Source organism: Pantoea sp. GCM10028869, from assembly GCF_042666835.1.
GTDB lineage: Bacteria > Pseudomonadota > Gammaproteobacteria > Enterobacterales > Enterobacteriaceae > Pantoea > Pantoea leporis.
This window is the reverse complement of the sequence record NZ_JBHTGO010000001.1, coordinates 68891-91758: the sequence shown is the minus strand read 5'-3', so window position 1 is coordinate 91758 and position 22868 is coordinate 68891. Positions and strand designations below refer to the sequence as shown.

General features: G+C 54.4%; 20 protein-coding genes and 1 pseudogene. 10 read left to right on the top strand and 11 right to left on the bottom strand.

All coding sequences use genetic code 11. The annotated features are described in order from the left end of the window. Window positions 1–293: 293 nt before the first annotated feature. The 3 genes from ACFQW4_RS00410 to ACFQW4_RS00400 all read left to right on the top strand — a co-directional run bounded on the left by ACFQW4_RS00410 (window position 294) and on the right by ACFQW4_RS00400 (window position 5457). The gene (locus ACFQW4_RS00410; protein WP_377723068.1) at window positions 294–1994 is read left to right on the top strand and encodes an ABC-F family ATP-binding cassette domain-containing protein; all 1701 of its coding nucleotides are present in this window, start codon (window positions 294–296) and stop codon (window positions 1992–1994) included. A 353-nt stretch (window positions 1995–2347) separates the two neighbouring features. Further along, a complete protein-coding gene (locus ACFQW4_RS00405) occupies window positions 2348–3523 on the top strand; it encodes an efflux RND transporter periplasmic adaptor subunit (RefSeq protein WP_377723066.1) in 1176 nt (391 codons plus the stop codon). Further along, on the top strand, window positions 3520–5457 hold the full coding sequence (locus tag ACFQW4_RS00400; protein ID WP_377723064.1) for a MacB family efflux pump subunit: 1938 nt from the start codon (window positions 3520–3522) through the stop codon (window positions 5455–5457). Before ACFQW4_RS00405 ends, ACFQW4_RS00400 begins: the two co-directional genes overlap by 4 nt. 119 nt (window positions 5458–5576) lie before the next feature. Here ACFQW4_RS00400 and ACFQW4_RS00395 read toward each other — a convergent pair whose 3' ends face one another. Continuing rightward, window positions 5577–6404 (bottom strand): MurR/RpiR family transcriptional regulator, encoded by an 828-nt coding sequence (locus tag ACFQW4_RS00395; RefSeq protein WP_377723062.1) that lies wholly within the window; start codon window positions 6402–6404, stop codon window positions 5577–5579. 151 nt (window positions 6405–6555) lie between these two features. On the opposite strand from ACFQW4_RS00395, the gene ACFQW4_RS00390 reads away from it, so the two are divergent. Together ACFQW4_RS00390 and ACFQW4_RS00385 are read left to right on the top strand one after the other, a co-directional pair. Then, window positions 6556–8115 (top strand): PTS transporter subunit EIIC, encoded by a 1560-nt coding sequence (locus tag ACFQW4_RS00390; protein ID WP_377723061.1) that lies wholly within the window; start codon window positions 6556–6558, stop codon window positions 8113–8115. Beyond that, on the top strand, window positions 8112–8801 hold the full coding sequence (locus ACFQW4_RS00385) for an N-acetylmannosamine-6-phosphate 2-epimerase (RefSeq protein ID WP_377723059.1): 690 nt from the start codon (window positions 8112–8114) through the stop codon (window positions 8799–8801). Before ACFQW4_RS00390 ends, ACFQW4_RS00385 begins: the two co-directional genes overlap by 4 nt. A gap of 204 nt (window positions 8802–9005) precedes the next feature. Here the strand turns inward: ACFQW4_RS00385 and ACFQW4_RS00380 are convergent, their stop codons facing one another. The 5 genes and pseudogenes from ACFQW4_RS00380 to ACFQW4_RS00360 form a co-directional block, all read right to left on the bottom strand. Further along, window positions 9006–9317, bottom strand: a complete 312-nt coding sequence (locus ACFQW4_RS00380; protein ID WP_377723058.1) for a cupin domain-containing protein — start codon at window positions 9315–9317, stop codon at window positions 9006–9008. Window positions 9318–9459: 142 nt separating this feature from the next. Then, on the bottom strand, window positions 9460–9675 hold the full coding sequence (locus tag ACFQW4_RS00375) for a YdgH/BhsA/McbA-like domain containing protein (RefSeq protein WP_110866788.1): 216 nt from the start codon (window positions 9673–9675) through the stop codon (window positions 9460–9462). 194 nt (window positions 9676–9869) lie between these two features. Further along, window positions 9870–10085 carry a YdgH/BhsA/McbA-like domain containing protein gene (locus ACFQW4_RS00370; RefSeq protein ID WP_007890154.1) on the bottom strand — a complete coding sequence of 72 codons (216 nt, stop codon included), beginning with the start codon at window positions 10083–10085 and terminating at the stop codon, window positions 9870–9872. 154 nt (window positions 10086–10239) lie between these two features. Then, a pseudogene (locus ACFQW4_RS00365) lies at window positions 10240–10347 on the bottom strand (dihydrodipicolinate synthase family protein); the annotation flags it as partial. A 53-nt stretch (window positions 10348–10400) separates the two neighbouring features. Continuing rightward, window positions 10401–11489: a YncE family protein gene (locus ACFQW4_RS00360; protein ID WP_377723056.1), complete on the bottom strand. Its 1089-nt coding sequence runs from the start codon at window positions 11487–11489 to the stop codon at window positions 10401–10403. A 452-nt stretch (window positions 11490–11941) separates the two neighbouring features. On the opposite strand from ACFQW4_RS00360, the gene fhuE reads away from it, so the two are divergent. Then, entirely contained in the window at window positions 11942–14095 is a 2154-nt protein-coding gene (gene fhuE, locus ACFQW4_RS00355) for a ferric-rhodotorulic acid/ferric-coprogen receptor FhuE (protein WP_377723054.1), read from the top strand. Between the two features lie 37 nt (window positions 14096–14132). On the opposite strand, the gene ACFQW4_RS00350 is transcribed toward fhuE, so the two are convergent. Then, entirely contained in the window at window positions 14133–14684 is a 552-nt protein-coding gene (locus tag ACFQW4_RS00350; protein ID WP_101761687.1) for a C40 family peptidase, read from the bottom strand. Window positions 14685–14923: 239 nt separating this feature from the next. Beyond that, the gene (locus tag ACFQW4_RS00345) at window positions 14924–15901 is read right to left on the bottom strand and encodes an isopenicillin N synthase family oxygenase (RefSeq protein WP_271460494.1); all 978 of its coding nucleotides are present in this window, start codon (window positions 15899–15901) and stop codon (window positions 14924–14926) included. A gap of 508 nt (window positions 15902–16409) precedes the next feature. Here ACFQW4_RS00345 and ACFQW4_RS00340 point away from each other — a divergent pair. Together ACFQW4_RS00340 and ACFQW4_RS00335 are read left to right on the top strand one after the other, a co-directional pair. Next, window positions 16410–17378, top strand: a complete 969-nt coding sequence (locus tag ACFQW4_RS00340) for an ABC transporter substrate-binding protein (RefSeq protein WP_377723051.1) — start codon at window positions 16410–16412, stop codon at window positions 17376–17378. 7 nt (window positions 17379–17385) lie between these two features. Then, entirely contained in the window at window positions 17386–18801 is a 1416-nt protein-coding gene (locus ACFQW4_RS00335; RefSeq protein ID WP_101761690.1) for an amidohydrolase family protein, read from the top strand. A gap of 5 nt (window positions 18802–18806) precedes the next feature. On the opposite strand, the gene ACFQW4_RS00330 is transcribed toward ACFQW4_RS00335, so the two are convergent. Further along, window positions 18807–20327 carry an MDR family MFS transporter gene (locus tag ACFQW4_RS00330; protein WP_377723049.1) on the bottom strand — a complete coding sequence of 507 codons (1521 nt, stop codon included), beginning with the start codon at window positions 20325–20327 and terminating at the stop codon, window positions 18807–18809. A gap of 79 nt (window positions 20328–20406) precedes the next feature. Here ACFQW4_RS00330 and ACFQW4_RS00325 point away from each other — a divergent pair, with 79 nt between their 5' ends. Then, window positions 20407–21072 (top strand): TetR/AcrR family transcriptional regulator, encoded by a 666-nt coding sequence (locus ACFQW4_RS00325; protein ID WP_101761692.1) that lies wholly within the window; start codon window positions 20407–20409, stop codon window positions 21070–21072. A 161-nt stretch (window positions 21073–21233) separates the two neighbouring features. On the opposite strand, the gene ACFQW4_RS00320 is transcribed toward ACFQW4_RS00325, so the two are convergent. Further along, on the bottom strand, window positions 21234–21716 hold the full coding sequence (locus tag ACFQW4_RS00320) for a type II toxin-antitoxin system YhaV family toxin (RefSeq protein ID WP_206098199.1): 483 nt from the start codon (window positions 21714–21716) through the stop codon (window positions 21234–21236). Between the two features lie 17 nt (window positions 21717–21733). Further along, window positions 21734–22072 carry a type II toxin-antitoxin system PrlF family antitoxin gene (locus ACFQW4_RS00315; RefSeq protein ID WP_101761693.1) on the bottom strand — a complete coding sequence of 113 codons (339 nt, stop codon included), beginning with the start codon at window positions 22070–22072 and terminating at the stop codon, window positions 21734–21736. 215 nt (window positions 22073–22287) lie between these two features. On the opposite strand from ACFQW4_RS00315, the gene ACFQW4_RS00310 reads away from it, so the two are divergent. Then, window positions 22288–22854, top strand: coding sequence for a peroxiredoxin (locus ACFQW4_RS00310; protein WP_377723045.1), 567 nt, complete (start codon window positions 22288–22290; stop codon window positions 22852–22854). Window positions 22855–22868 lie beyond the last annotated feature (14 nt).

The window sequence follows — 22868 nt, the reverse complement described above, 5'->3', positions numbered from 1 at the left end:
GCCGCCACACTTCTGGCATTTTTCACTGGAAAGTGCCGCTTTTCACCACTATCATCAGCTCACTTATTCACCCACTGATAACTAAGGAGGATTACTATGCCACTGTGTGAATTGTTTATTTACTCACACTTCTACAGTAATTGGCCGCGTTCAGGCATTTCCGCACTCGTGCTGCGATAATCCGTCCTGAGCGAAGTTAACTGAAAATCTAATCCCTTCCTCCGGCTTACCGGGTTGTCGTCAGCGATTTCTGACGTCGGGCCTTTTTGCGCCTGCAACTTATGAGTAAGCACATGAGCACTTTACTGTCCGCCCACGCTGTCGGTTTCGATAACACCTTCGGCACGCTATTTCACGATATCCATTTCAGCCTGAAAAAAGGCGATCGCATCGGTTTGCTGGGTGATAACGGCACAGGTAAAAGCACCTTATTGAAAATTCTCAGTGGTGAACTGGAAGCCAGCCACGGCAGCGTTACGCCGGCTAATCACTGTTTACTGGCGCGCATCGAGCAACATCTGCCAGCAGAACTGCACAACGCGTCGCTGCTGGATGGCGTGATGGCGCGCTTGCCGGAACAAGCCGATCGCTGGCGCGCCGAAGCGCTGCTGGGCAGCCTGGGTTTCACCGCTGAGCAACAAACGCAAACTGCCGCAACGCTAAGTGGCGGTCAGCATATGCGCCTGCTGCTGGCGCGCGCGCTGATCCTGCAACCGGATCTGCTGCTGCTCGATGAACCCAGCAACCACCTCGATTTGCCGACGCTATTGTGGCTGGAGAATTTCCTCAACGGCTGGAGCGGCAGCTTCGTGCTGGTTTCCCATGACAGCACCCTGCTCGATCGGGTGACTAACTGCAGCTGGATTCTGCGCGATCGCGGTCTGCAATTCTTCCGTCTGCCCTGCAGCGCGGCGCGTCAGGCGCTGATCGAGCAGGATGACGCTGACACGCAGCGTTATCAGGCCGAGCAGAAAGAGATCGAACGCGTAGAGAAAAGCGCCAAACGTCTGGCGATCTGGGGCCGCACTTACGATAACGAAGGTTTGTCGCGCAAAGCGCAGCAGATGGAGAAACGCGCCAATTGGTTGAAAGAAGCACAAACCACGCTGAGCGAAGGATCGCTATGGCGGCTGCAGCTGCAAGGTGAAGCGCTGGACGCCGATCGCGTGCTGGCGTTGCCGCAGATGTCGATTCGGCCGGCCGATGACGCACCTGCACTGTTTTCACTACCAACGCTGCAGGTGAAAAGTGGCGATCGCGTAGCGATCGTTGGCCGCAACGGTTGCGGTAAATCGTCGCTGCTGCGCCATTTGTGGCGTGAATTTCAACAAGCAGATAGCACGCTTTTTCATCCCCGCGCGCGCCTCGGTTATTACGATCAAAGTCTGCATCAATTGCACGATGCGGAAACGCTAAGTGATGCGCTGGCGCATTTTGCGCCGCTCAGCGATGAGCAGCGCAAGATGGCGTTGATCGCTGCGGGTTTTCCGTATCTGCGTCACCAGCAGCTGATTGGATCACTGAGCGGCGGCGAGCGCTCGCGTTTACTGTTTGTGGGGCTGACGCTGGCGCGCTATTCACTGCTGCTGCTCGATGAACCCACTAACCATCTGGATATGGTAGGGAAAGAGGAGCTGGCGGAGGCGCTGAATCAGTTCGAGGGCGCGGTGTTGCTGGTGTCGCACGATCGTCAGTTAATCGCTAACAGCTGCAATCGTTTCTGGCTGATAGAGGACCAGCAACTCAGCCAGTGGCACGATTTTGACGCGGTGACCGAGCGCCTGCGTGCTGAACAGGTGATAGCCATGTCTGAGGTTGTTGCACCTGCGGCGACGGAAAACGCGTTGGATGAAGATGCTTTGCTGCTGGCGTTATTAGAGGTGGAAAGCAAACTGGATGAGGATCTGGCGCGTAAGCCGAAGCATCAAAAACCCGCGTTGCAAGCGCAGTGGCGTGAGGAGATCGCGAAGCTGAAAACCCAGCTCGATCTGTAAATCGGTAGTGAACCGGTCGCCATAAATGACGTAATGCCGCTCAGTTAAGCGTCGTATCAAATCACCGCACCTTCCGTAGCGGCGCGATTTATCGCGCAATAAATTGCGCCGCTACAATATGTGCTCTGGGTGATGAGAGGTTTCGTGGTTTAACTGACAAACATTACGCCATAAATGGCGACCCTACGCCCAAACAGTGACTCAGATACGCTGTAAACAACCTAGCCGCCCTTTCTATTCGGAAAACTTTAATCATTTTTCAACCAGCGCGCATTACCCAGATAAATCCGGCGAATTTTCTCCAGTTTGTTCCCTTTAGTGATTATGATTCTCACTTCATATAAGGGACGCTTATGCTCAATATCTCAAAAAAGTGGCTATTCGCCACGCTCGCTGCCGTCATTCTCCTGCTGTTGATCTGGCATTTCGCCGGTTCACGCCATAAACCTAACGCGGTGGTCACCGCCGAAGTGCGTCAGGGAAATATCGAAAACGTGATTGCTGCCACCGGCAAAATGGATGCGGTTGAACGCGTCAACGTCGGTGCGCAGGTTTCTGGTCAGGTGAAAAAGCTCTATATCAAATCTGGCGATAGCGTCAGCAAAGGCCAGCTAATCGCCGAAATTGACGATCAACCGCAGCGCAGCGATTTGCGTAACGCGCAGGCGGCGCTGAGCGTGGCGCAGGCCGATCTGGAAACCCGCGAAGCCGCGCTGGTGCGACAGCAAGCGCAATATCAGCGCTTGCAGCAAATGATTAAAACCAATGCGATCTCGCGTCAGGATTTTGATACCGCCGAACAAGAGTGGCGCAGTGCACGCGCCGAGCTAACCGCGCAAAAAGCGCGCGTGATTCAGGCGCAGATTGAGGTGGATAAGAAGCAGCTCGATCTCGGTTATACCCGCATCATGGCGCCAATGGACGGCACGGTCATCGCCATCGTCACTAAGCAAGGTCAAACGGTGAACGCGGTACAAACCGCGCCGACCATCGCCAAGCTGGCGCAGCTCGACACCATGACGATTAAAGTGCAAATCTCCGAAGCCGACATCAACAACGTGCAGCCAGGCCAGCAAGCGTGGTTCACCACCTTCTCCAATCCAGACAAGCGCTACAACGCCACGCTGCGCAGCCTCGAACTGGCGCCGGAATCGGTGATGAAAGATGACGCGCTGATGGGCAACAGCGAAAGCACGCCAGCCAGCAGCACCAACGCCGCAGTCTATTACAACGCGCTGCTGGATGTGCCAAACCCCGACAACGCGCTGCGCATCTCCATGACGGCGCAGGTCAACCTGCTGCGTGATTTCGCCAAAGACGCTTTGCTGGTGCCGGTGCAGGCGACGAAGAAAGACGCGGATGGCAAAACCTACGTGGAAATCCCCGATCAGGATAACCAGCCGGTGAAACGCATCATCACCACTGGCATCACTGACAGCGTTGATATTCAGGTGCTGAGCGGTTTAAAAGTCGGCGAGAAAGTGATCCTTGCTACGCAGACGGCGGGCACTGACGAGGTGTTGATGTGAATATCATCGAACTGAAAAACATCCAGCGCAGCTATGTTAACGGTTCGCAATCTCTGCATGTGCTGAAAAACATTAACCTGAGTATCGCTAGCGGCGAGCTGGTGGCGATTATCGGGCCGTCCGGTTCGGGTAAATCGACGCTGCTGAATATTCTTGGCTGCCTGGATGCGCCGGATAGCGGCGACTATTTCATTAGTGGCCAAAACATCGCCACGCTGTCGCCGGATGCGCTGGCGAAAGTCCGCCGCGAGCATATCGGCTTTATCTTCCAACGTTATCATCTGATGCCGGATCTCAGCGCCTTGAGCAACGTCGAGATTCCATCGATCTACGCCAATCTGCAGGGCAAAGCACGGCTGCAGCGCGCGGCGGATCTGCTGGCACGTTTAGGTTTACAGGGCCGCGAACATCACAAACCGGGCGAGCTATCCGGCGGCCAGCAGCAGCGCGTCAGTATCGCGCGCGCGCTGATTAACGGTGCCGAAATTATTCTTGCCGATGAACCGACCGGCGCGCTGGATTCGCATTCCGGCGAAGAGGTGCTGCGCATCCTACACGATCTCAATCGCGAAGGTCACACGGTGATCATCGTCACGCACGACATGAAAGTGGCGCAGCACGCCGATCGCATTATTGAGATTCAGGACGGCGAGATTTTTGCCGACAGCGGCCGCAAACAGGATGCAACCCGCGCGCAATATGTCCCCGCCGCGCCTAAAAGCCAGAGCAAGCTGCGCGGCTTGCTCGATCGCTTTCGCGAATCATTGCGCATGGCGCTGAATGCCATGAACGCGCATCGGCTGCGCACCGCGCTGACCATGACCGGGATTATTTTTGGCATCGCAGCGGTGGTCACGGTGGTGGCGCTCGGCCAGGGCGCGCGGCAAAAAACGCTGGAGAGTATTTCCGGGCTCGGCACCAATGTGGTGTCGATCTATGCCGGTGGTGATTTTGTCGAGGATGAAGCGCATCCGGTGCTGACGCTGGTGATGGCCGATGTCGACGTGATTGGGCGTCAGCAGTTTGTCGCGGCGGTCAGCCCGGAGATGATCGCCAATCAGCCGATTCGCTATCTCTCTAATGCGTCCAAAACCTCGGTGTACGGCGTCGGCAAAGCGTATTTCCAGATTCAGGGCATTAAATTGCTGGAAGGCAGCAACTTCAGCGATGAACGCCACGCGCGTCAGGAGATCATTATCGATACCAACACGCGCAACAAACTGTTTGGCGAACACGGGGAAAGCCCAATTGGCAAGATGATCGTGCTGGGTTCGGTGCCGGTGCGCGTGATTGGCGTGGCGGATGATAACGATGGCATGTCGCCTAATCGCCTCAGCGTGTGGCTGCCATGGAGCACCGTGATGTATCGCATCAGCGGGCAAACCGCGCTAACCAGCATCAGCATTAAGCTGAAGGATGATGTGGTGAGCGGCCCGGCGGTGGAATCGCTGACGCAACTGCTAACCGCGCGTCACGGCACCAAAGATTTCCTGGTGTTCAACCGCGACAAATACCGCAAAGCGATTGAAGATGCCGCCGCGACATTAACGCTGTTGATTCTGCTGGTCGCCTCGATTGCGCTGATGATTGGCAGCATCGGCGTGATGAATATCATGCTGGTGTCGGTAACGGAACGTACCCATGAAATCGGCGTGCGCATGGCGGTGGGCGCACGGCGCGGCGACATCATGCAGCAGTTTATGATCGAAGCAGTTTTAGTCTGTCTGGTGGGCGGATCGCTCGGCGTCGCGCTGGCGCTGGTGATTGGACCGATTATCAGCCTGCTGGCGGGCGGCATGATTACCGCGATCTTCTCATGGCAATCAGCAGGCGCGGCCTTTGCCTGCTCCACCATTATCGGCATGATTTTTGGTTACCTGCCCGCGCGCAAAGCCGCGCGCATGGATCCGGTGGCGGCATTGGCAAGCGAATAACTGAAATACCGCTTTAACCTATTATCACTGTTCCGTAGCGGCGCGATTTATCGCGCTCTTTTGACCCTTTTACACGTGTAAAAACACGCAATAAATTGCGCCGCTAAGGATTTGCCGTTTTACATCAACATCGGCAAGGTCGCCGTTGCCGTCTGCTGGCTGGCCGACTGATAACGGGCATCATACGTCATCAACTCATTTATCAACACTTCCACCAGCATCATCGCGCCCACTTTACCGCTCAGCGCACCAGCGTTGAACGGGCCTTCCGGCCGCGCAGCCACCAGCAGCATATCGGCTAAGCTGCCCATCGGGCTGCGCAGCGTGTTACTCAGCATCAGCACGCGCGCGTTTTGCTTCTTCGCCACCTTCACTACGTGCATTACATCTTTGGTCGAGCCGGAAGCGGAGATGGCGATCACCAAATCGCCCTCTCTGAGCGTCGAGGCATTCATCGCCGCGCGATGCATATCACCAAACAGCTGCGCCGATTTACCTAAGCGCAACAGGCGATAGTGCAAATACTCACCGGTAATCGCGCTGGCCGCCACGCCGTAGATCTGGATAGTTTTAGCCTGATGCAGCGCTTCCACCGCGCTCTGAAGCACTTCGCGGTTAATGAATTTCCCGGTATCGCGCAGCGCCTGCACCGTTTCCTCCACCAGCATGTCGATGCTGTCACCGCTAGCGACGGCGGCGGGCTGATTGTGTTGCACATCCAGCGCCAGCGCCATTTTGAATTCGGTATAGCCTTTGCAGCCGAGATGACGACACAGCCGCGTCACGCTTGCTTCGCTGGTGTCGGTCTCGCGCGCTAATTCAGTGATGGTGAGATACAGCACTTTCTGCGGGTCGGTGAGGATGAAATCGCCCAGCTTTTGCAGCGTCGGACTGTAGCCCGGCAAGCCCTGGCGCAGGTGCAGCAAGATGTTTTCGTTGTCCGTCATGGCGGCCTCTTCTTCACGACATTATGGCGCACAGTGTGCAGCAGATTAGGGCATAAGTGAAAGCTATCACAATAATGATGGAAATTTTCATCTTATGAATGAGATTGTGATAATAATTTTTACCACAAAATCACTTCAGGGATAAAAATTTATGTCATCACTGTTCAGCGGTGCCTCTTCAGGGGGTTGGTTTGAAAAAGCCCAGCGGTTTGGTAAGTCGTTCATGTTACCGATCGCCGTGCTACCGGCGGCCGGTTTGCTGCTGGGCATTGGCGGTGCACTCTCCAATCCCAACACCGTCAAAGCCTATCCATTCCTCGATGTCGCTTGGCTGCAAGGCGTGTTCACCATCATGGCGAGCGCCGGATCGGTGGTGTTCGCCAACCTCGCGGTGCTGTTTGCGGTTGGCGTAGCGGTAGGATTGGCCAAAAGCGACAAAGGCACCGCCGGATTGGCCTCGCTGCTGGCTTATCTGGTAATGAACGCCACCATCAATGCGCTGCTGACGCTGACCGGCGTGCTGGCGCAGGGCAACCTTAGCGCGGTGGGACAAGGCATGGCGCTCGGCATTCAGACGCTGGAAACCGGCGTATTTGGTGGCGTGGTGATCGGGCTGGTGACGGCCATGCTGCATAATCGCTACAACAAAATCGCCCTGCCGCAGTTCCTTGGCTTCTTTGGTGGCTCGCGCTTCGTGCCGATTATCAGCTCCTTCGTCGCCATTCTGGTGGGTGCGGCGATGACCATCGTCTGGCCGCCTTTCCAGAAGCTGATTTTTGGTATGGGCGGATTGGTGGATGCCACCGGTTATTTCGGCACCTTTATTTACGGCTTCGTACTGCGCATGCTCGGCCCGTTCGGCCTGCATCACATCTTCTATTTGCCGTTCTGGACCACCGCACTCGGCGGCAGCGAAGTGATCAACGGACATCTGGTGGAAGGCACGCAGCGCATCTTCTTCGCCCAGCTTGCCGATCCCCACACGCAACAATTCTACATTGGCACCGCGCGCTTTATGTCCGGGCGCTTCATCACCATGATGTTTGGCCTGATCGGCGCGTGTCTGGCGATGTACCACACCGCTAAGCCGGAAAACCGTCAACGCGTGGCCGGATTGCTGCTGTCGGCGGCGCTGACTTCTTTCCTTACCGGTATCACCGAACCGATTGAGTTCTCGTTCCTGTTTGTCGCGCCGGTGCTGTATGTCATCCACGCGCTGTTTGATGGGCTGGCGTTTATGATCGCCCACATCCTGCACATCACCATCGGCCAAACCTTCTCGGGCGGCCTGATTGATTTCATTCTGTTCGGCGTATTGCAGGGCGAAGCGAAAACCCATTGGTGGTATGTCCCGCTGGTTGGCGTGCCGTGGTTCCTGCTCTATTACTTTACTTTCCGCTTGCTGATCACCCGCTTCAATTTCAAAACGCCGGGGCGCGAAGACGTCAGCGTTGAAACTGTGCCGATGACCGCCGGAGAACGTCCACTGCAGGTGATCGCGGCTTTAGGCGGCAAGCAGAACATCGCCGAACTGGATTGCTGCGCCACCCGTCTGCGCATCACGCTCATCGACAGCAGCAAACTCGATGAAAACGCATTGAAAGCTACCGGCGCACGCGCCGTGATCCAACGTGGCAAAGGCGTGCAGGTGATTTACGGCCCGCACGTCACCATTATCAAAAATGAAGTAGAGGAGATACTCGCGCTATGAAAGCACCGATGCTGGCCCAGATTCAGGGAAAACTGGTGGTCTCGTGTCAGGCTCTGGAAGATGAGCCGTTACACAGCCCGTTTATTATGTCGCGCATGGCGTTAGCGGCGATGGAAGGCGGAGCGGCGGCGATTCGCGCCAACAGCCTGATCGACGTGCAGCAGATTATGCAAACCGTGGATTTGCCGATTATCGCCATTATTAAGCGCGACTATCCCGGCAGCGATGTGTATATCACCGCGACGTTGCGGGAAGTGGATGAGTTGATGGTGGCGAATCCGGCGATGATTGCGCTGGATGCCACGCTGCACACGCGTCCCGGCGATTTGCAACTGTCGGCATTGGTGGCGGCGATTCGCCAGCGCTATCCGCAACTGCTGCTGATGGCCGACATCGCCACGGTGGAAGAAGCGCGTCAGGCGTCGCAATTAGGTTTCGATTGTGTCGGCACCACGCTGCACGGTTACACCGCCGAGACGCAAGGCTGCTATTTGGCCGCCGATGATTGCCGCTTCCTGCGCGACGTATTGGCTGCGGTAAAGGTGCCGGTGATTGCCGAAGGGAATGTTGAAACGCCGGAAATGGCGGCGCACTGTCTGGCGCTGGGCGCACATGCGGTGGTGGTGGGCGGCGCGATAACGCGTCCACAGCAGATAACGCGCCGCTTTGTGAATGCTATTAGTTAATTCTTGAGGTGTCCATTTTGGGCACCTCGCAAAAGGTTATCCACAATCCCCGTGCGTAGAGTCGACGTTATCCTGTGGATAAAACTCGTCTCGCGCCACACAGCGCCCGATGCGCGCATGCGGTTATTTTTCGCACGATTGTGCATCTCAAACACGCTAACACACTTGATGCGTTAGCGTGTTTGGGTGAGTCAGTATCAGGCGTTAGACCGAATCTTCTTTTTCGATTACTAATACGCGCGCTTCGCCTTGCGGGTGCGCCACATGCTCGGTGCCGATGCTGGCATAAAAAATGTCGCCGCTATTCAGCAGCACTCTCTTCACCTCGCCCGCTTCGCGGTAGTGCATCTCTACCGCACCATCCAGCACCGCAAACACTTCTTCGCCATCATTGATGTGCCACTTGTAAGGTTGATTGGTCCAGTGCAGACGCACGCTGGTGCCGGCGAAGTTGGCGATGTCTAACGCATCCCAGGCTTTTGCGGGAGAGAAGTTTTTGCTGATGTAGGTTTTCATGCGATATCCGTGTGGGGGAGAACTGCGTTGATGATACACACAGCCCGGGCGTGCGGCGGGACATGCGCAGGCCATTTACGGACATTCAGATACAACAAAGCCGCCTGAAGGCGGCCTTAACACAACTGCTTGTGCAATTAACTTATTTGTATAACTCGGCAGTCATGTGTACGCGGTTGTTAGTGTTGGCTTCAGTAATTTTATACTGAGCGCCCTGCTCTTGCGCCTGCGCTGCGATTTTCGCTTCTGCACCATCCAGAGTAGAAGACTCAACAGATATACTCTGTGCAAAGCTAGCAGCAGACATCATTGAAAGAGCAGCAACAGCGGCGATAGACAGTGTTTTGATAGTTTTCATGGTCATAATCCTTAGTGGTTTAACGAGAAGGCTGTGTGCCTTCGATGGGAATAATAATAACTTATGTTATCGTTTCAAAATTAACCATTAGTGCGATCACGATAACTTACGTAACTATACAGTTGCTGCGTTATATCGACAAAAAAGGCCGCCCGTAGGCGACCTGTTCTGGCACATCCGTATGCAACCATCCGTTATTTGTAAAGTTCTGCGGTCATGTGTACGACGTTGCCGTTGCTCGCTTCTAAAATTTTGTACTGCTCACCATTCTGTTTTGCCTGCGCAGCGATTTTCGCTTCAGCACCATCCAGAGTCAGCGAGGTTGCTGAAACGGTCTGTGCGAAGCTGGCAGCAGACATCAGTGAAAGAGCGGCGGCAGCGGCGATAGTCAGAGTTTTGATAGTTTTCATGGTCGTATTCCTTTGGTTGTTTGATTTGAAAGCTGTGCGCCTTCGATAGAAACAATAATAACCATTGAAACTATTATCAGATTAACTATTAGTGCGATCACAGTTAATCAACTCATTATCACTATGCCAGCTCGAGCTCGGTGATGACCTTTTTAACTTTTGCCACATCCATAAGCGCTTTAGCGGTGCGCGGAAACAGTCCACCGCACACGGAATACCACACTTCACAACCGGCGGTTAGGCCTGCTGCGGCAAAGACATCAGAAACAAAAATGCCCTCTTACGAGGGCATGGATTATCGCTACAGGTCGGGGATTATTTCAGCGCGATGCGCGCAATCTGATCCTGGCCTTTGGTTGAGGAGTCTTTGTTGAACTCCGCTTTCAACGTGACATACAGCGTGTTGTTGTCCGGGCCAATCAGCAGGCTGTTTGGATTGTTATCAAACGACCAGCTGTTTTTCACCGCGTAAGTGGTGGCATCCAGCTGCAGTACTTTCTTCGATTCGCGCTGGCTGATGTAGATCTCATTACGCTTAGCGTTGAATTTAATCGCCAGCGCATCACCTTCAATACGCTTGATTACTTTCCCAGTGCGCTCATCAAACACCAGCGTGGCTTTGCCTTTCGAATCATCGGTTACGAACAGGCGGCCGGTAGCCGGATCTTCCGCCATGTTCAGGAACAGATACTCTTTACCGTCGCCGGCGGTCCAGCGCTTCTCAATTTTGTGGGTGCGTGGATTGATCACCAGAATTTCGCCCGCGCCGTTGGTCGCGTAAATGCGCTCAGTCAGCGGGGAATAGATGATGCCGGTTACCCATTTGCCTGCATTCTTGATGGTGGCTTTCAGCTTGAAGGTTTTCTCATCAACCACCGAGATGTAACCCGGATCGGCTACGCGACCGACATACAGTTCGTTGCCGTGCCACAGCACTTCACGCGCGCCCGCCGGATAACCTTCTTTATCTTTCTTACCTGGGAAGACTAAACGTTCCAGCACTTTGCCGCTCTGCGCATCCACTTTAGAGATAGCGCCATCCAGCGAGTTGGTGGTGTAGAACACGTTGCCCGCTTCATCGATTGCCGTACCAAAGTTTTTCAAATCGGTATGCGTAACGCCTTTGGTTTCCAGTGTGGTTGGGTCGAGACGATAAATTACACCACCGTTAACGTCTTTAAAGCTCTGCGCGCTGGCAACGTATAACGCTTTCGCAGCAGGCGAATACGCCATTTCATACAGGCCATCGCCCAGCGTGCGCTGGGTAAAAGAAGTATCAACTGGCTTGGCAACGGCGGCTGGCGCTTCGGCTTTTTTCGCCGGAGCCTGGCAAGCGGTCAGGCTGAATGCAGCGACGATCGCTGCCGCTACGGCGGCTTTGCGCGGGCTAAATAATGATTTCATGCTCAACTCCATCAATGGATGAACGGCTCCGTTACGCGCGTACGCATACGGAAAACTCAAGAAGAATGAGAATCATACGCATTAGCATGAACTTAGCAACTTTCTCGACGATCTTCCTTACGTTGCCGTAGATCGATTCCAGCATGCCGCACACCTTTCTTTACTAAAAACGTCCAAATATCGCCTGAAAAAATAGGAAAACGTGAGCAATTAACAGGTTATTTTAACCCGTAAGCCATTGATTCATAACTCACTTACACATTATTACAATTACAGTTGCAACCTTCCACAGATTCTTTAAAGCAAATGATTATCATTGGCTTTCTCAATAAATACGCAGTAGCGGTTTGCGTGCCTGCTCTTCTGCCCATTTGGGCGAATGAGTTACGACGTAAACGATAAAAAACGAAGCAAAACAGCTTCCTATAACACGCGTTTCAACAGGAAATTTTATGTCTGGCATCAGGAAAACCTTTAACGTCTCACTGCTGGCGGTGACGATTCATGCCCTGCTTACGCCAAGCCCGGCGCAGGCAGCTAGCGATTCGCCGCAGGATTTGGTGGTCGATGCATCTGCAAGCGGCGAGAGCGATAACAATGAAAAGCAGGATTACGCGGTAAAAACCACGCGAGCGGGCACTAAGCTGTTGCTGACGCCACGCGATGTACCGCAGTCGATGAGCGTGGTAACGCAACAGCGCATGCAGGATCAGAACCTGCAATCGGTGAACGATGTGCTGACCAACGCCACCGGCATCTCGACCAATCTGATCGACAGCGAGCGCTCGGAATACTATTCGCGCGGCTTTAAAGTCACCAACTTCTCGTTCGACGGCATCCCAACGTCAGTTAATGACAACTGGAACTACGGTGATGCCGCTTCTGATACCGCCATTTACGATCGTATTGAGATCGTACGCGGCGCCACCGGATTGATGACCGGTGCGGGCAACCCGTCAGCATCGATCAACATGGTACGTAAACACGCCGACAGCAAAACCTTTACCGGTGCGGTCAGCGCCAGCTACGGTAGCTGGAACAAACAGCGTTATGTTGCGGATCTCTCTGCACCGCTAAACCAGGATGGCAGCCTGCGCGGCCGCGTGGTAACCGGTTACAGCGATGAAGACAGCTGGCTCGATCGTTACCACAAAACCAAAAAATTCCTCTACGGCGTGATTGATGCCGACATCACTGAGCACACCACGCTCTCGCTGGGCTACGACTACGAAGATGCTAACACCGGCAATCCAACGTGGGGCGGCTTGCCGATGTTCTACAGCAACAACGCCACCACGCATTACGATCGCAGCCTCAACTCCGCCGCCAACTGGGCGCGCTACAACACCAATTCGCGCAAAATATTCGCCGACATCGATCATAACTTCGATAACGGCTGGAACATCCACGTCAACGGCACGCACGCCGAGAACACCTTCAACGATAAGCTGCTATATGTGATGGGCAGCGCCGATCAGGACAGCGGCGAAGGCACCACCGGCTTCGGCAGCATGGATCGCGGTAAACGTCAGATGGATTCGTTCGACGGCTACGCCAGCGGTCCGTTTGAGCTGTTAGGTCGTCAGCATCAGTTAATGGCGGGCGTGAGCTACAGCCGCCAGCACAACGCCACTTACAGCCAGGATGGCGTTACCGATCTGGAAAACTACAACATCGCCTCAAACGATATGGGCATTTTCAATAACAGTTGGAACGGCAACATTGCCGAGCCGCAGTGGCAAGGTTGGTATCAGAATGCCGACGATACCATTCGCCAGAAATCGGCTTATACCGCCGCGCGCTTCTCGCTGGCCGATCCGCTATCGCTGATTATTGGTGCGCGTTACACGCAGTGGAGCACCAACGGCAGCAGCGGTGATATGACGAACAATAACACCACGCCGTACGCTGGTTTGGTGTACGACATCAACGATACCTGGTCGGCGTACGGCAGCTATACCTCGATCTTCCTGCCGCAAACCGATCGCGACATCAACGGTAAATACCTGTCGCCGGTAACCGGCAAAAGCTATGAAACCGGTCTGAAGTCCGCCTGGTATGATGGTCGATTAACCGCGACGGTGGCGGTATTCCGTATTGAGCAGGACAACGTCGGTCAGGCGATTAATGGCGTCTATCTGAGCGGCAACGAACAGGCTTATGCGCCCGCCAAAGGTGCGGTCAGTAAAGGTGCGGAGTTTGAGCTGAATGGCGCGCTAACGGATAATCTGCAGCTGACGTTCGGTGCCACACGCTACGTGGCGCGGGATAAAGAGGGACGTTTCAACAGCTATCAGCCGCAAACTTCCTTTAAGCTGTTTACCCGTTATCAGCTGCCGATGTTGCCGGATCTCACGGTTGGCGGCGGCATCAACTGGCAGAACCGCGTGTTTGAAGATGCCACCAATGCCAGCGGCGATAGCGTGCGTGTTTATCAGGGCAGCATTCCGCTGGTTTCGCTGTTTGCGCGCTATCAGGTGACTAAGCAGGTGGCGGTGCAGGCGAACGTCGATAATCTGTTTGATCGCGAATATTACAGCTACATGAACAGCTACGTTTATGGCGCACCGCGCAGTGTTTCGATGAGCGTTTCGTATCAATTTTAAATAAAGGCTAAAGGTGCGCATTTATGCGCGCCTCTCATCAAACCTTGTTTTTATAATTGAAACTAATCTGCGAATTCTGTTCTTTCGGCAAGCGGCGCGCCTCTAAATAAACCGATTTCCAGTACGGATTATTTAGCGAAGAGCGCATCACGCCCTGACTCACCGATGCGTGCAGGAACTGATGATCGGTGTCATAAAACCCGACGTGCAGCTCACGCTTAATGCGGAAGAACACTAAATCACCGGGTTGCAAATGCGCCTGATCCACCGGTTTGCCCATGGCAATTAACTCTTTGGTGGTGACGCGATCCATCGGAATATTGAAACGATCTTTCAGCGTGCGCCAGACAAATCCCGAGCAATCGACGCCGGTTAATTGTGTGCCGCCCCACTGATATTTGGTCCCTTCCCACGAATGCATTTGATCGTGCAGCGCGGCAATCACCGGGATTAAATCGGGCTGTTTGCCGTTGTCTGCCGAGGTATCAACGCTTTCCTCAGCAGGCGCATGCGAAGACTTCGAAGAACAACCTGCCAGAGTGAAAACAAACAGGCAGGCGATAACTTTGCTGGCGGCAGAATTGATCATGTGTTGGTGATTTCGCTGAGGGAGACAGTGGTCTGAGATTTATACCGTAAAAAAGTTGCAGAAATAAATAGGCGTGCAGTGAAATCTTTTATTTGTCGGTTGATTTTACCTAAGTTTACGCAGCGGTAACATCTTGTATTTGAGTTAAAAATCTATTTTCCACGCTGGGCTTTTTCTGTGCAGGAGAATATTTGCGCTCCTGCACAGAACGACAACAATTTCGGCTTACAGCTGTAAGTTTAATACTTGCCGGAGAAATTGGCGCTAATACGCTGCGCCAGATAATCCTTCGCGGAAATAGGCGGGTATTTTTTCTCCGGTCCTTCAATAATCACATCTTCATTCGCCTGGCAGAAAAACGCCAGGCTGTAGCGTGCCGGCACCGATTCACCCGGCAGCGGATTGCTGACGCGATGGAAGTTCGACGGTAACTTGTCATCACTCCAGCGCATCAACATATCGCCGATATTACAGGTAATTAAGCCTTCCAGCGGCGGGATCGGCGTCCAGATTTGCTCTTCCATCTCTTTGCCCGGACACACCTGCAAACCGCCCTGCCCATCACGCTGGAACAGCAAGGTCAGACAATCGAAATCGGTGTGCGCCCCGGCGCGCCATGGACCATCTGGCTCGCCGCTGATGGCAAAGTAGTGCAGCATCCGCAGCGTGCTTTGGTAGGTTTCGCGCGAAGGCTCATGCGCTTTGGCAAAGAAATCGTCGGGGAATCCCAGCTTCAGGGCAAAACAGGAGAGCAAGCGCATGCCGACTTCCCAGCACTGACGCTCGAACTTCAGTACATCATGCTGAAAACCCGGCAAGGTGGCCTCATCCGGCCACAAGCCTGCCATGCGCGGACGCGTCACCTGATACGACTCTTTTTGGTCCGGTTTGCCAGTAGATGGACGGATTTGCGCGCGGTATTCCCAGCCGGCATTGCGGCTAAGTGGATGACGCGCTTTGTCACTTTGCGGCAGCGAGAAAAAGCGCTCTGCGTTAGCAAAAGCCGCATTGATGTCGTCGAGCGGAATACCGTGGCCGGAAACCTGGAAAAAACCAATCTCGGTGGCGGCTTGCCACAGCTGATCGGCTATTTCCGCTTTACGTTGGTCGAAATCGGAGAGATCGATGATGCGCACATCACGTGCAGCTTCTACGCCGCGCGCGCCCATACGCGATTCTTTCGCCAGTTCATGCATGTCATAAGTGGTCTTTTCCATTGGTGTACCTCGTTATTGAGCGATAACGGATGACCCGCCCGCAGCGTGGCAGTCATCCCCGCGCCTGCTGAATGCCGCAGGCGATCGAGCAATGACCCACCGGGTGAAACCACGGTTGACAGCTTCTACTCAGTTTCAGCCAAGCAAAGGCTGTGCCAGCACGCTGCGCCGCTTAAAATCAATACGTTAGGGAATCTGCCACATCCGGTCTGCACAATGGCGGTGCAAAACGCGCTGTTCCGCCTCATCACGGATCAGTGAATGAAGCAAAAGCCCGGCACCATCAATATCAACTTTATTGCTTTCAGTGGGTTGCACGAATGGCATGCGCTTTGCTAAATCCCCACTGAGTATAAGCGGTCAGCGTGACACCAGATGCACGCAGGACATTGCTCTACAGCATTAGCTGTACCTCGTCAGGGGACGATGCGCATTACGCATCGTGAGCACGCCATGCGCCGCTACGCCCCTGATGACGACAACAAACTCAACGTTTATTGGGGGTTTTATGACAATGTCGCGTTTCCGTTTCTCCTTATTCGCTGCTCTGCTGAGCAGCTCTGCACTGTCGCACGCCGCCGACAAACTGATATTGCAAACCACCTGGGTCGCGCAGGCTGAACAAGGCGGTTATTACCAGGCGCTCGCCACCGGCATCTATAAAAAATATGGGCTGGATGTTGAGGTGCGCTCCGGCGGGCCACAGCTGAATAACATGACGCTGCTGCTGGCGAATCGTGCTGATGTCATCGTCAGCTACGATCTGCAAGTGCTGCAGGGCGTTGAGCGCAACTTCCCACTGAAAGCCATCGCCGCGCCGTTTCAGTTTGACCCGCAAGGCATTGTCACCCATGGCGATGTGAAGTCGCTGGATCAGCTGAAAGGTAAAACCGTGCTGGTTTCTGCCAGCGGACAAGCCAGCTGGTGGCCGTGGCTGAAAGGCAAATATCAGCTGCAGGATGGTCAGGCGCGCCCTTACACCTTCAACATGCAACCGTTTCTCGCCGACAAAAACACTGCGCAGCAAGCCTACGCCACCTCCGAAGTGCAGCAAATTAAAGAGGTGCAGCCGGACAGCAAATTCTATCTGTTTGCCGATTATGGCTATCCGGCATACGGCGGCATTCTGGTGACGCGCGACGATTTGCTGCAAAAAGAGCCGGATGTCATGAAGCGTTTTGTGGCGGCATCGATGGAAGGCTGGAAATCCTACCTTGCCAATCCGGCTGCCGGTAATGCGCTGATCAAAAAAGAGAACCCGCAGATGACCGACGCGGTTTTGGCCTTTGGCGTATCGCAGATGAAAGCCCTGCACCTGATTGACGGCGGCGATGCCGCGCAGCAAGGTTTAGGCGTGATGACGGATAAACGCTGGCAGGCAACGCGTGACTTTATGGTCAACGCCGGTTTACTCAAAGCGTCCACCGACTGGCAGAGCGCGTTTAGCACGCAGTTTGTCGCGGCGAAAGTGGAGTGAGGTGCTCATGAGCCAACTGCTAATTCAACACTGCGCCGCGATCCTGACCGGCGATAAACAGCAACCGCGTAGCAGCGCGCGCGATATTCGACTGCGCGATGGCCTGATTGTGGAGATGGGCGAACTTGAGGCTGTCGCCGATGAAACCGTGATCGACGCCCGCGATTGCGTGGTTTATCCCGGCTGGGTTAATACGCATCATCATCTGTTTCAATCGCTGCTGAAAGGCGAACCCCAAGGTCTGAATCTAAGTCTGGGCGGCTGGCTGGCGGCGACGCCGTATCGCTTTCGTGGTGCCTTCGACGAACAGACATTTCGCATCGCCGCGCGGGTGGGTCTGGTCGAGCTGGTGCGTTCCGGCTGCACCACCATCGCTGACCATCACTATCTTTATTGGCCTGATATGCCGTTTGATGGCGCAGAAATCCTGTTCGATGAAGCCGACAAGCTAGGCGTGCGCTTCGTGCTGTGTCGCGGCGGTGCGACGCAAAGCCGTGGCTTAGAGAGCGACTTGCCCACCGCGCTGCGCCCGGAAAGCTTTGACAGCATGATGGCAGATGTTGATCGTCTGGTGGCGCGCTATCACCAACCGCAGAATAGCGCGATGCGCCGCATCGTGATGGCGCCGACCACCACGCTGCACTCCACCACGCCGCAGGAGCTGCGCGAGAGCGCGCGCCTGGCGCGTCAGCTCGATATTCGCCTGCACAGCCATCTGTCGGAAACCGTTGATTATCTCGATGCCGCACGCGCGAAGTTCGGTATGACGCCGCTGCAGTTTTGCGCCGAACACGACTGGATTGGCAATGACGTGTGGTTTGCGCATCTGGTGAAACTGCTGCCGGAAGAGATCGCCATGCTGGGCGCGGCGGGCAGCGGTATCGCGCACTGCCCGCAAAGTAACGCGCGCCTCGGCAGCGGCATTGCCGATTTGGTGGCAATGGAACACGCAGGCGTGAAGATCTCAATTGGCGTTGATGGCGCGGCCTCAAATGAAGCGGCGGATATGCAAAGCGAAGCCCACGCCGCCTGGCAGCTCCAGCGCGCACGCAAAGGCATGCTGGCGCAGCCGCGTTATGCCGGTGGAACCTTTGAAGGCGGTGGCGACGCCGCCCGCATTGAAGATGTGGTGCGCTGGGGCACATCCGGTGGCGCGCAGGTTTTGGGCTTAAACACCGGCCGCCTTGCACCTGGCATGGCCGCCGATATCGCCATCTATCGGCTCGACGACCCGCGCTATTTTGGTTTGCACGATCCCGCCATTGGCCCGGTGGCCAGCGGCGGACGCGCCAGTTTAAAGGCGCTGATTTGTGCCGGAAAACTGCTGGTGCAGGATGATGTGATGGCCGGAGTGGATTTAGCGGAACTGGGCCGCGACGCTGCACAAGCGGTAAAAACCTTGCAGCAACGCGCGGCGGTTTAACCGCGTTACGCCGCTGCGTCTTTCTTGCGCAGCGGTGATTCTGGCAGAAACAGCGACAGCACAAAGGCCAGCAGCATCACACCCGCCGCCATTTGAAAGGCTGAATGCACCGCATCGCCAAACACCTGCAAATAGGCTTGCTGGACATCATGCGGCAAACGGTGCACCGCATCAGGATCGAGCGTACGCGGCAATGCTTTGCCCTGCTCCACCAGCGTGGTCAAACCCGATTTCAGCACCTGGCTAAACACCGCGCCAAACAGCGCCACGCCAATCGAACCGCCAACCGAGCGGAACAACGTGACTGATGAGGTAGCGACACCGATGCGATCGGGCGTTACGGTGTTCTGTACCGCCAGCACCAGCACCTGCATCACCATGCCCATTCCCATCCCCAACACGCAGGCAAACAGGTAGATATGCCACAGCGGCGCATCAATGGTCAGCGTGGTCAGCAGCGCCATGCCGATAGTCGCCAGCAAGGTACCGCCAATCGGGAACAGGCGATATTTGCCGGTACGGCTAATAATGCGTCCGCTGACGATGGAAGTGATCAGCAATCCGCCCATCAGCGGCAGCAGCTGTAAACCGGCTTCGGTCGGCGTCGAGCCCTTCACCACCTGCAGATAGAGCGGTAAAAACGTCACGCTGCCAAACAGCGACATGCCAACGATAAACGCCATCAAACTGGCGAGCGAGAAGCTGCGATTGCGGAACAGTGACAGCGGAATAATCGGTTCCCAGGCGCGGCGCTCCTCATAAATAAAACCGAGCACACCAATTACACCAAACGCCAGAATGCACCACAGCAGCGGATCGGACCATTCACGTAACGTGCCGCCTTCGCTGGTAAACAGCGTGATACCCACCAACGCCAGGCTGAGAAACACCGCGCCAGGATAGTCAATCTCATGCGGCTTGCGTTTGTTGTCGGTCTTAAACACCGCGTTGATGATCACCAGCGCAAACAAACCTAGCGGCAAATTGATGTAGAAAATCCAGCGCCATGAAGCGTGCTGCACGATAAAACCGCCCAGTAGCGGCCCAATCACCGTTGCCAGACCGAAAACGCCGCCAAACAGGCCCTGATATTTACCGCGCTCTTGCGGGGGAATCACATCGGCGACCGCCGCCATACTCACCACCATCAAACCACCGCCGCCTAAGCCTTGCAGCGCACGAGTGAAAATCAGCTGCTCCATATTCTGCGCCAGACCGCACAGTGCCGAGCCAATTAAAAACAGCACCACCGAGATCTGCAGTACCGATTTACGACCAAACAGGTCGCCGAATTTGCCGTACAGCGGCACCACAATCGTCGAAGCCAGCATATAAGCGGTGACGATCCACGACAGGCGATCGAGCCCACCCAGTTCGCCGACGATAGTCGGCAACGCGGTGGAGACGATGGTTTGATCCAGCGCCGCCAACAGCATCACCAGTAATAAAGCGCTCATCAGTAAGCGAACAGAAGGAGGATTCTCCTGCCCGCTGCCCGACTGCGGCGCGAGTGTTTGGGGTTTCATAACAGACACCAATTGAAATTAATTAAATATACAATTAATATTGCCTGCAGTCTGGCATGAATCAAGTGAGCGAGTAAAGATGACCGCACGAAAAGTCCCTGCTGACGATATGGCCAACGCAGTCAAACCCCGCCGTCCCGGCCGTCCGCGCGGCGGCGCGATCAACGTGCAGCAGCGCGAACATCTGCTCGACATCACCTTAGCGCTGTATGCCGAAAACGGTATCGGCGAAACCTCTCTCAATGCGATAGCGCGCAAAGCGGGCGTGAGTCCAGCGATGCTGAATTACTATTTTCAGTCGCGCGAATCGCTGCTGGATATTGTGGTTGAGGAGCGTTTTTTGCCGTTACGCCAGCGCCTGGTGGCGCACTTTATGGATGACCCGCGCGATCCTGTCACCACCTTCAGCGCCTTTATCCGTGAAGTCGCGGACATCGTCACCACACACAACTGGTTCGCGCCGCTGTGGATGCAGGAAGTAATGCAAGGTGAAGGCGGTTTAGGTCAGCACATTAAAAAGCGCTTTGGTCACGGTGAACGTGATGAAGTGAAAAAACTGATTGAAGGCTGGCAGCAGCAAGGATTACTCAACCCCCATCTGGAGCCACAACTGCTGATGACTTCGATTCTCAGCCTGGTGCTGGTGCCTTTTACCCGCTTTGCCAGCGATCCCGCGTACTCGCGTGAAATCATTGTCCAGCACACGTTGAGTCTGTTTTGTCAGGGGATCCAGCCAACTTCGTAGGGTTGCTTATCATGGCGTAATACCGCTCACTTAAACAATAAATTGCCTATGTATGCAGGTGCGCATGAATGCGCACCCTACGAAAACTTTGTCAAACCACTGTAGAGTCGCCATTCATGGCGACCTGGAGTTAAGCAAATTTATTCCATTAAAGGGATAAATTATGAGAATGGTGCCCGGAAAAGAAAACCCGATTCGCCTGTCGATTCACGCAGTAGCTGTCCCCAATCACTCGGTGGATGTCCGGCATCCAACATCCTCTTAAATGTTTTGTATGCATCGTTCTTACTTTCGTAAGCGCGTAATGTGCCAAAATCATTCACCCAGCCAAGAATGATGGTTTTACTCTGTTCGCTACAGCGGAAAAACAATCGAAACTGCTGCAAAAATTTCGCGCGATACCAATATCGATTTTCATCCCCTAAAGTTCCCCCTTGTCGAAACTGGGGATTCAGCGGATCTCGCGCAATAACTTCTGTAACGACCTTATAAATTGCTGCCAGTAATTTCGTCTGTTTCTTTTTATGGTATTCATGCGGTTTTTCAACTTTAAGCTGCAACACTTCCTGCGCTAAAGACGTTACCTGAGCAGTAAAACAAGCGTGGAAATAAAATTTCCATCCGTTGATTTCCATGTAATCCACACCCTTTCTCCCGCAGTTTAGTCATCCGTGAGCGGAGCATCTAAATCAACATCAATTCCAGCGACCAAATTTTCCAGACCTGACCAAAATTCGACAGGAACTGAGTGAATATGCTGCGGGTTATTCACCATATCTCGTTCGAGAAAAGTCAGAAAATGCAGTACAGCAGGATCATCCTGCTCATCATTTTGCTTAGAAATGATGACTTTGCCGCCCGATAACAGGGAATATTCGATAATTTCACCCGGTTTAAGCTGTAGAGCATCGCGAATTGCCGCTGGAATAGTTGTTTGACTCCGTTCTGTCAGCCTCGACTCTGCACGGAGTGATACATCCACTAGATCAAATTTAAACACTTCTTCCTCCTCAGCCGCTCACAAAGCAACATCGCTTATAAAGCCGCCTATCCGCCAAGATGACCCACAGTAATGCATTTGCATTGTGCAATGCAAATGCATTACTGCACCTTTTTAAATTATTCTTCCCAGCACCGAAACTTTCCTCCCTGCCCCAGCGAACTGAACTAGTGAGACATCCAAATCGGAACTCCCATACATCGCAGGAGCAGAAAATGAAACGCATCAAATCCCTCGTTTGTACCCTGACCATGACAGCAGCGCTGGGTCTTTCCGCCTTTAACGCCGGTGCCGCATTGCCGGTGGGCGCGGAAGCGCCGAACTTCGAACTGCAGGGCGCGTTGGCCGGTAAGCCGTTGACCTTCTCGCTGGAAAAGGCGCTGCAAAAAGGTCCGGTGGTGCTCTATTTCTTCCCGGCGGCGTTTAGCGCGGGCTGTACCATTGAAGCGCACGATTTTGCTGAAGCTACAGACAGCTTCAGCAAAATGGGTGCCACGGTAATTGGCGTGACCGCGGGCAATACCGATCAGGTCAGCGATTTCTCTAAACTCGAGTGCCGCGATAAATTCACCGTTGCCGCCGATCCCGGTGCGAAAGTGGCGGCGCAGTATCAAACCACCATGCAGATGAAAGGCAAAACCCTTTCCGATCGCACCTCTTACGTGATTGCGCCCGATGGCGACATTCTGCTGAGTTACACTGACAGAAACCCGGACACACATATCGAGAAAGCGCTTGCCGCCGTTAAGCAGTACGACGCTTCTCACCCGCAAACTCATTAAGTAAAGAGGCCAGC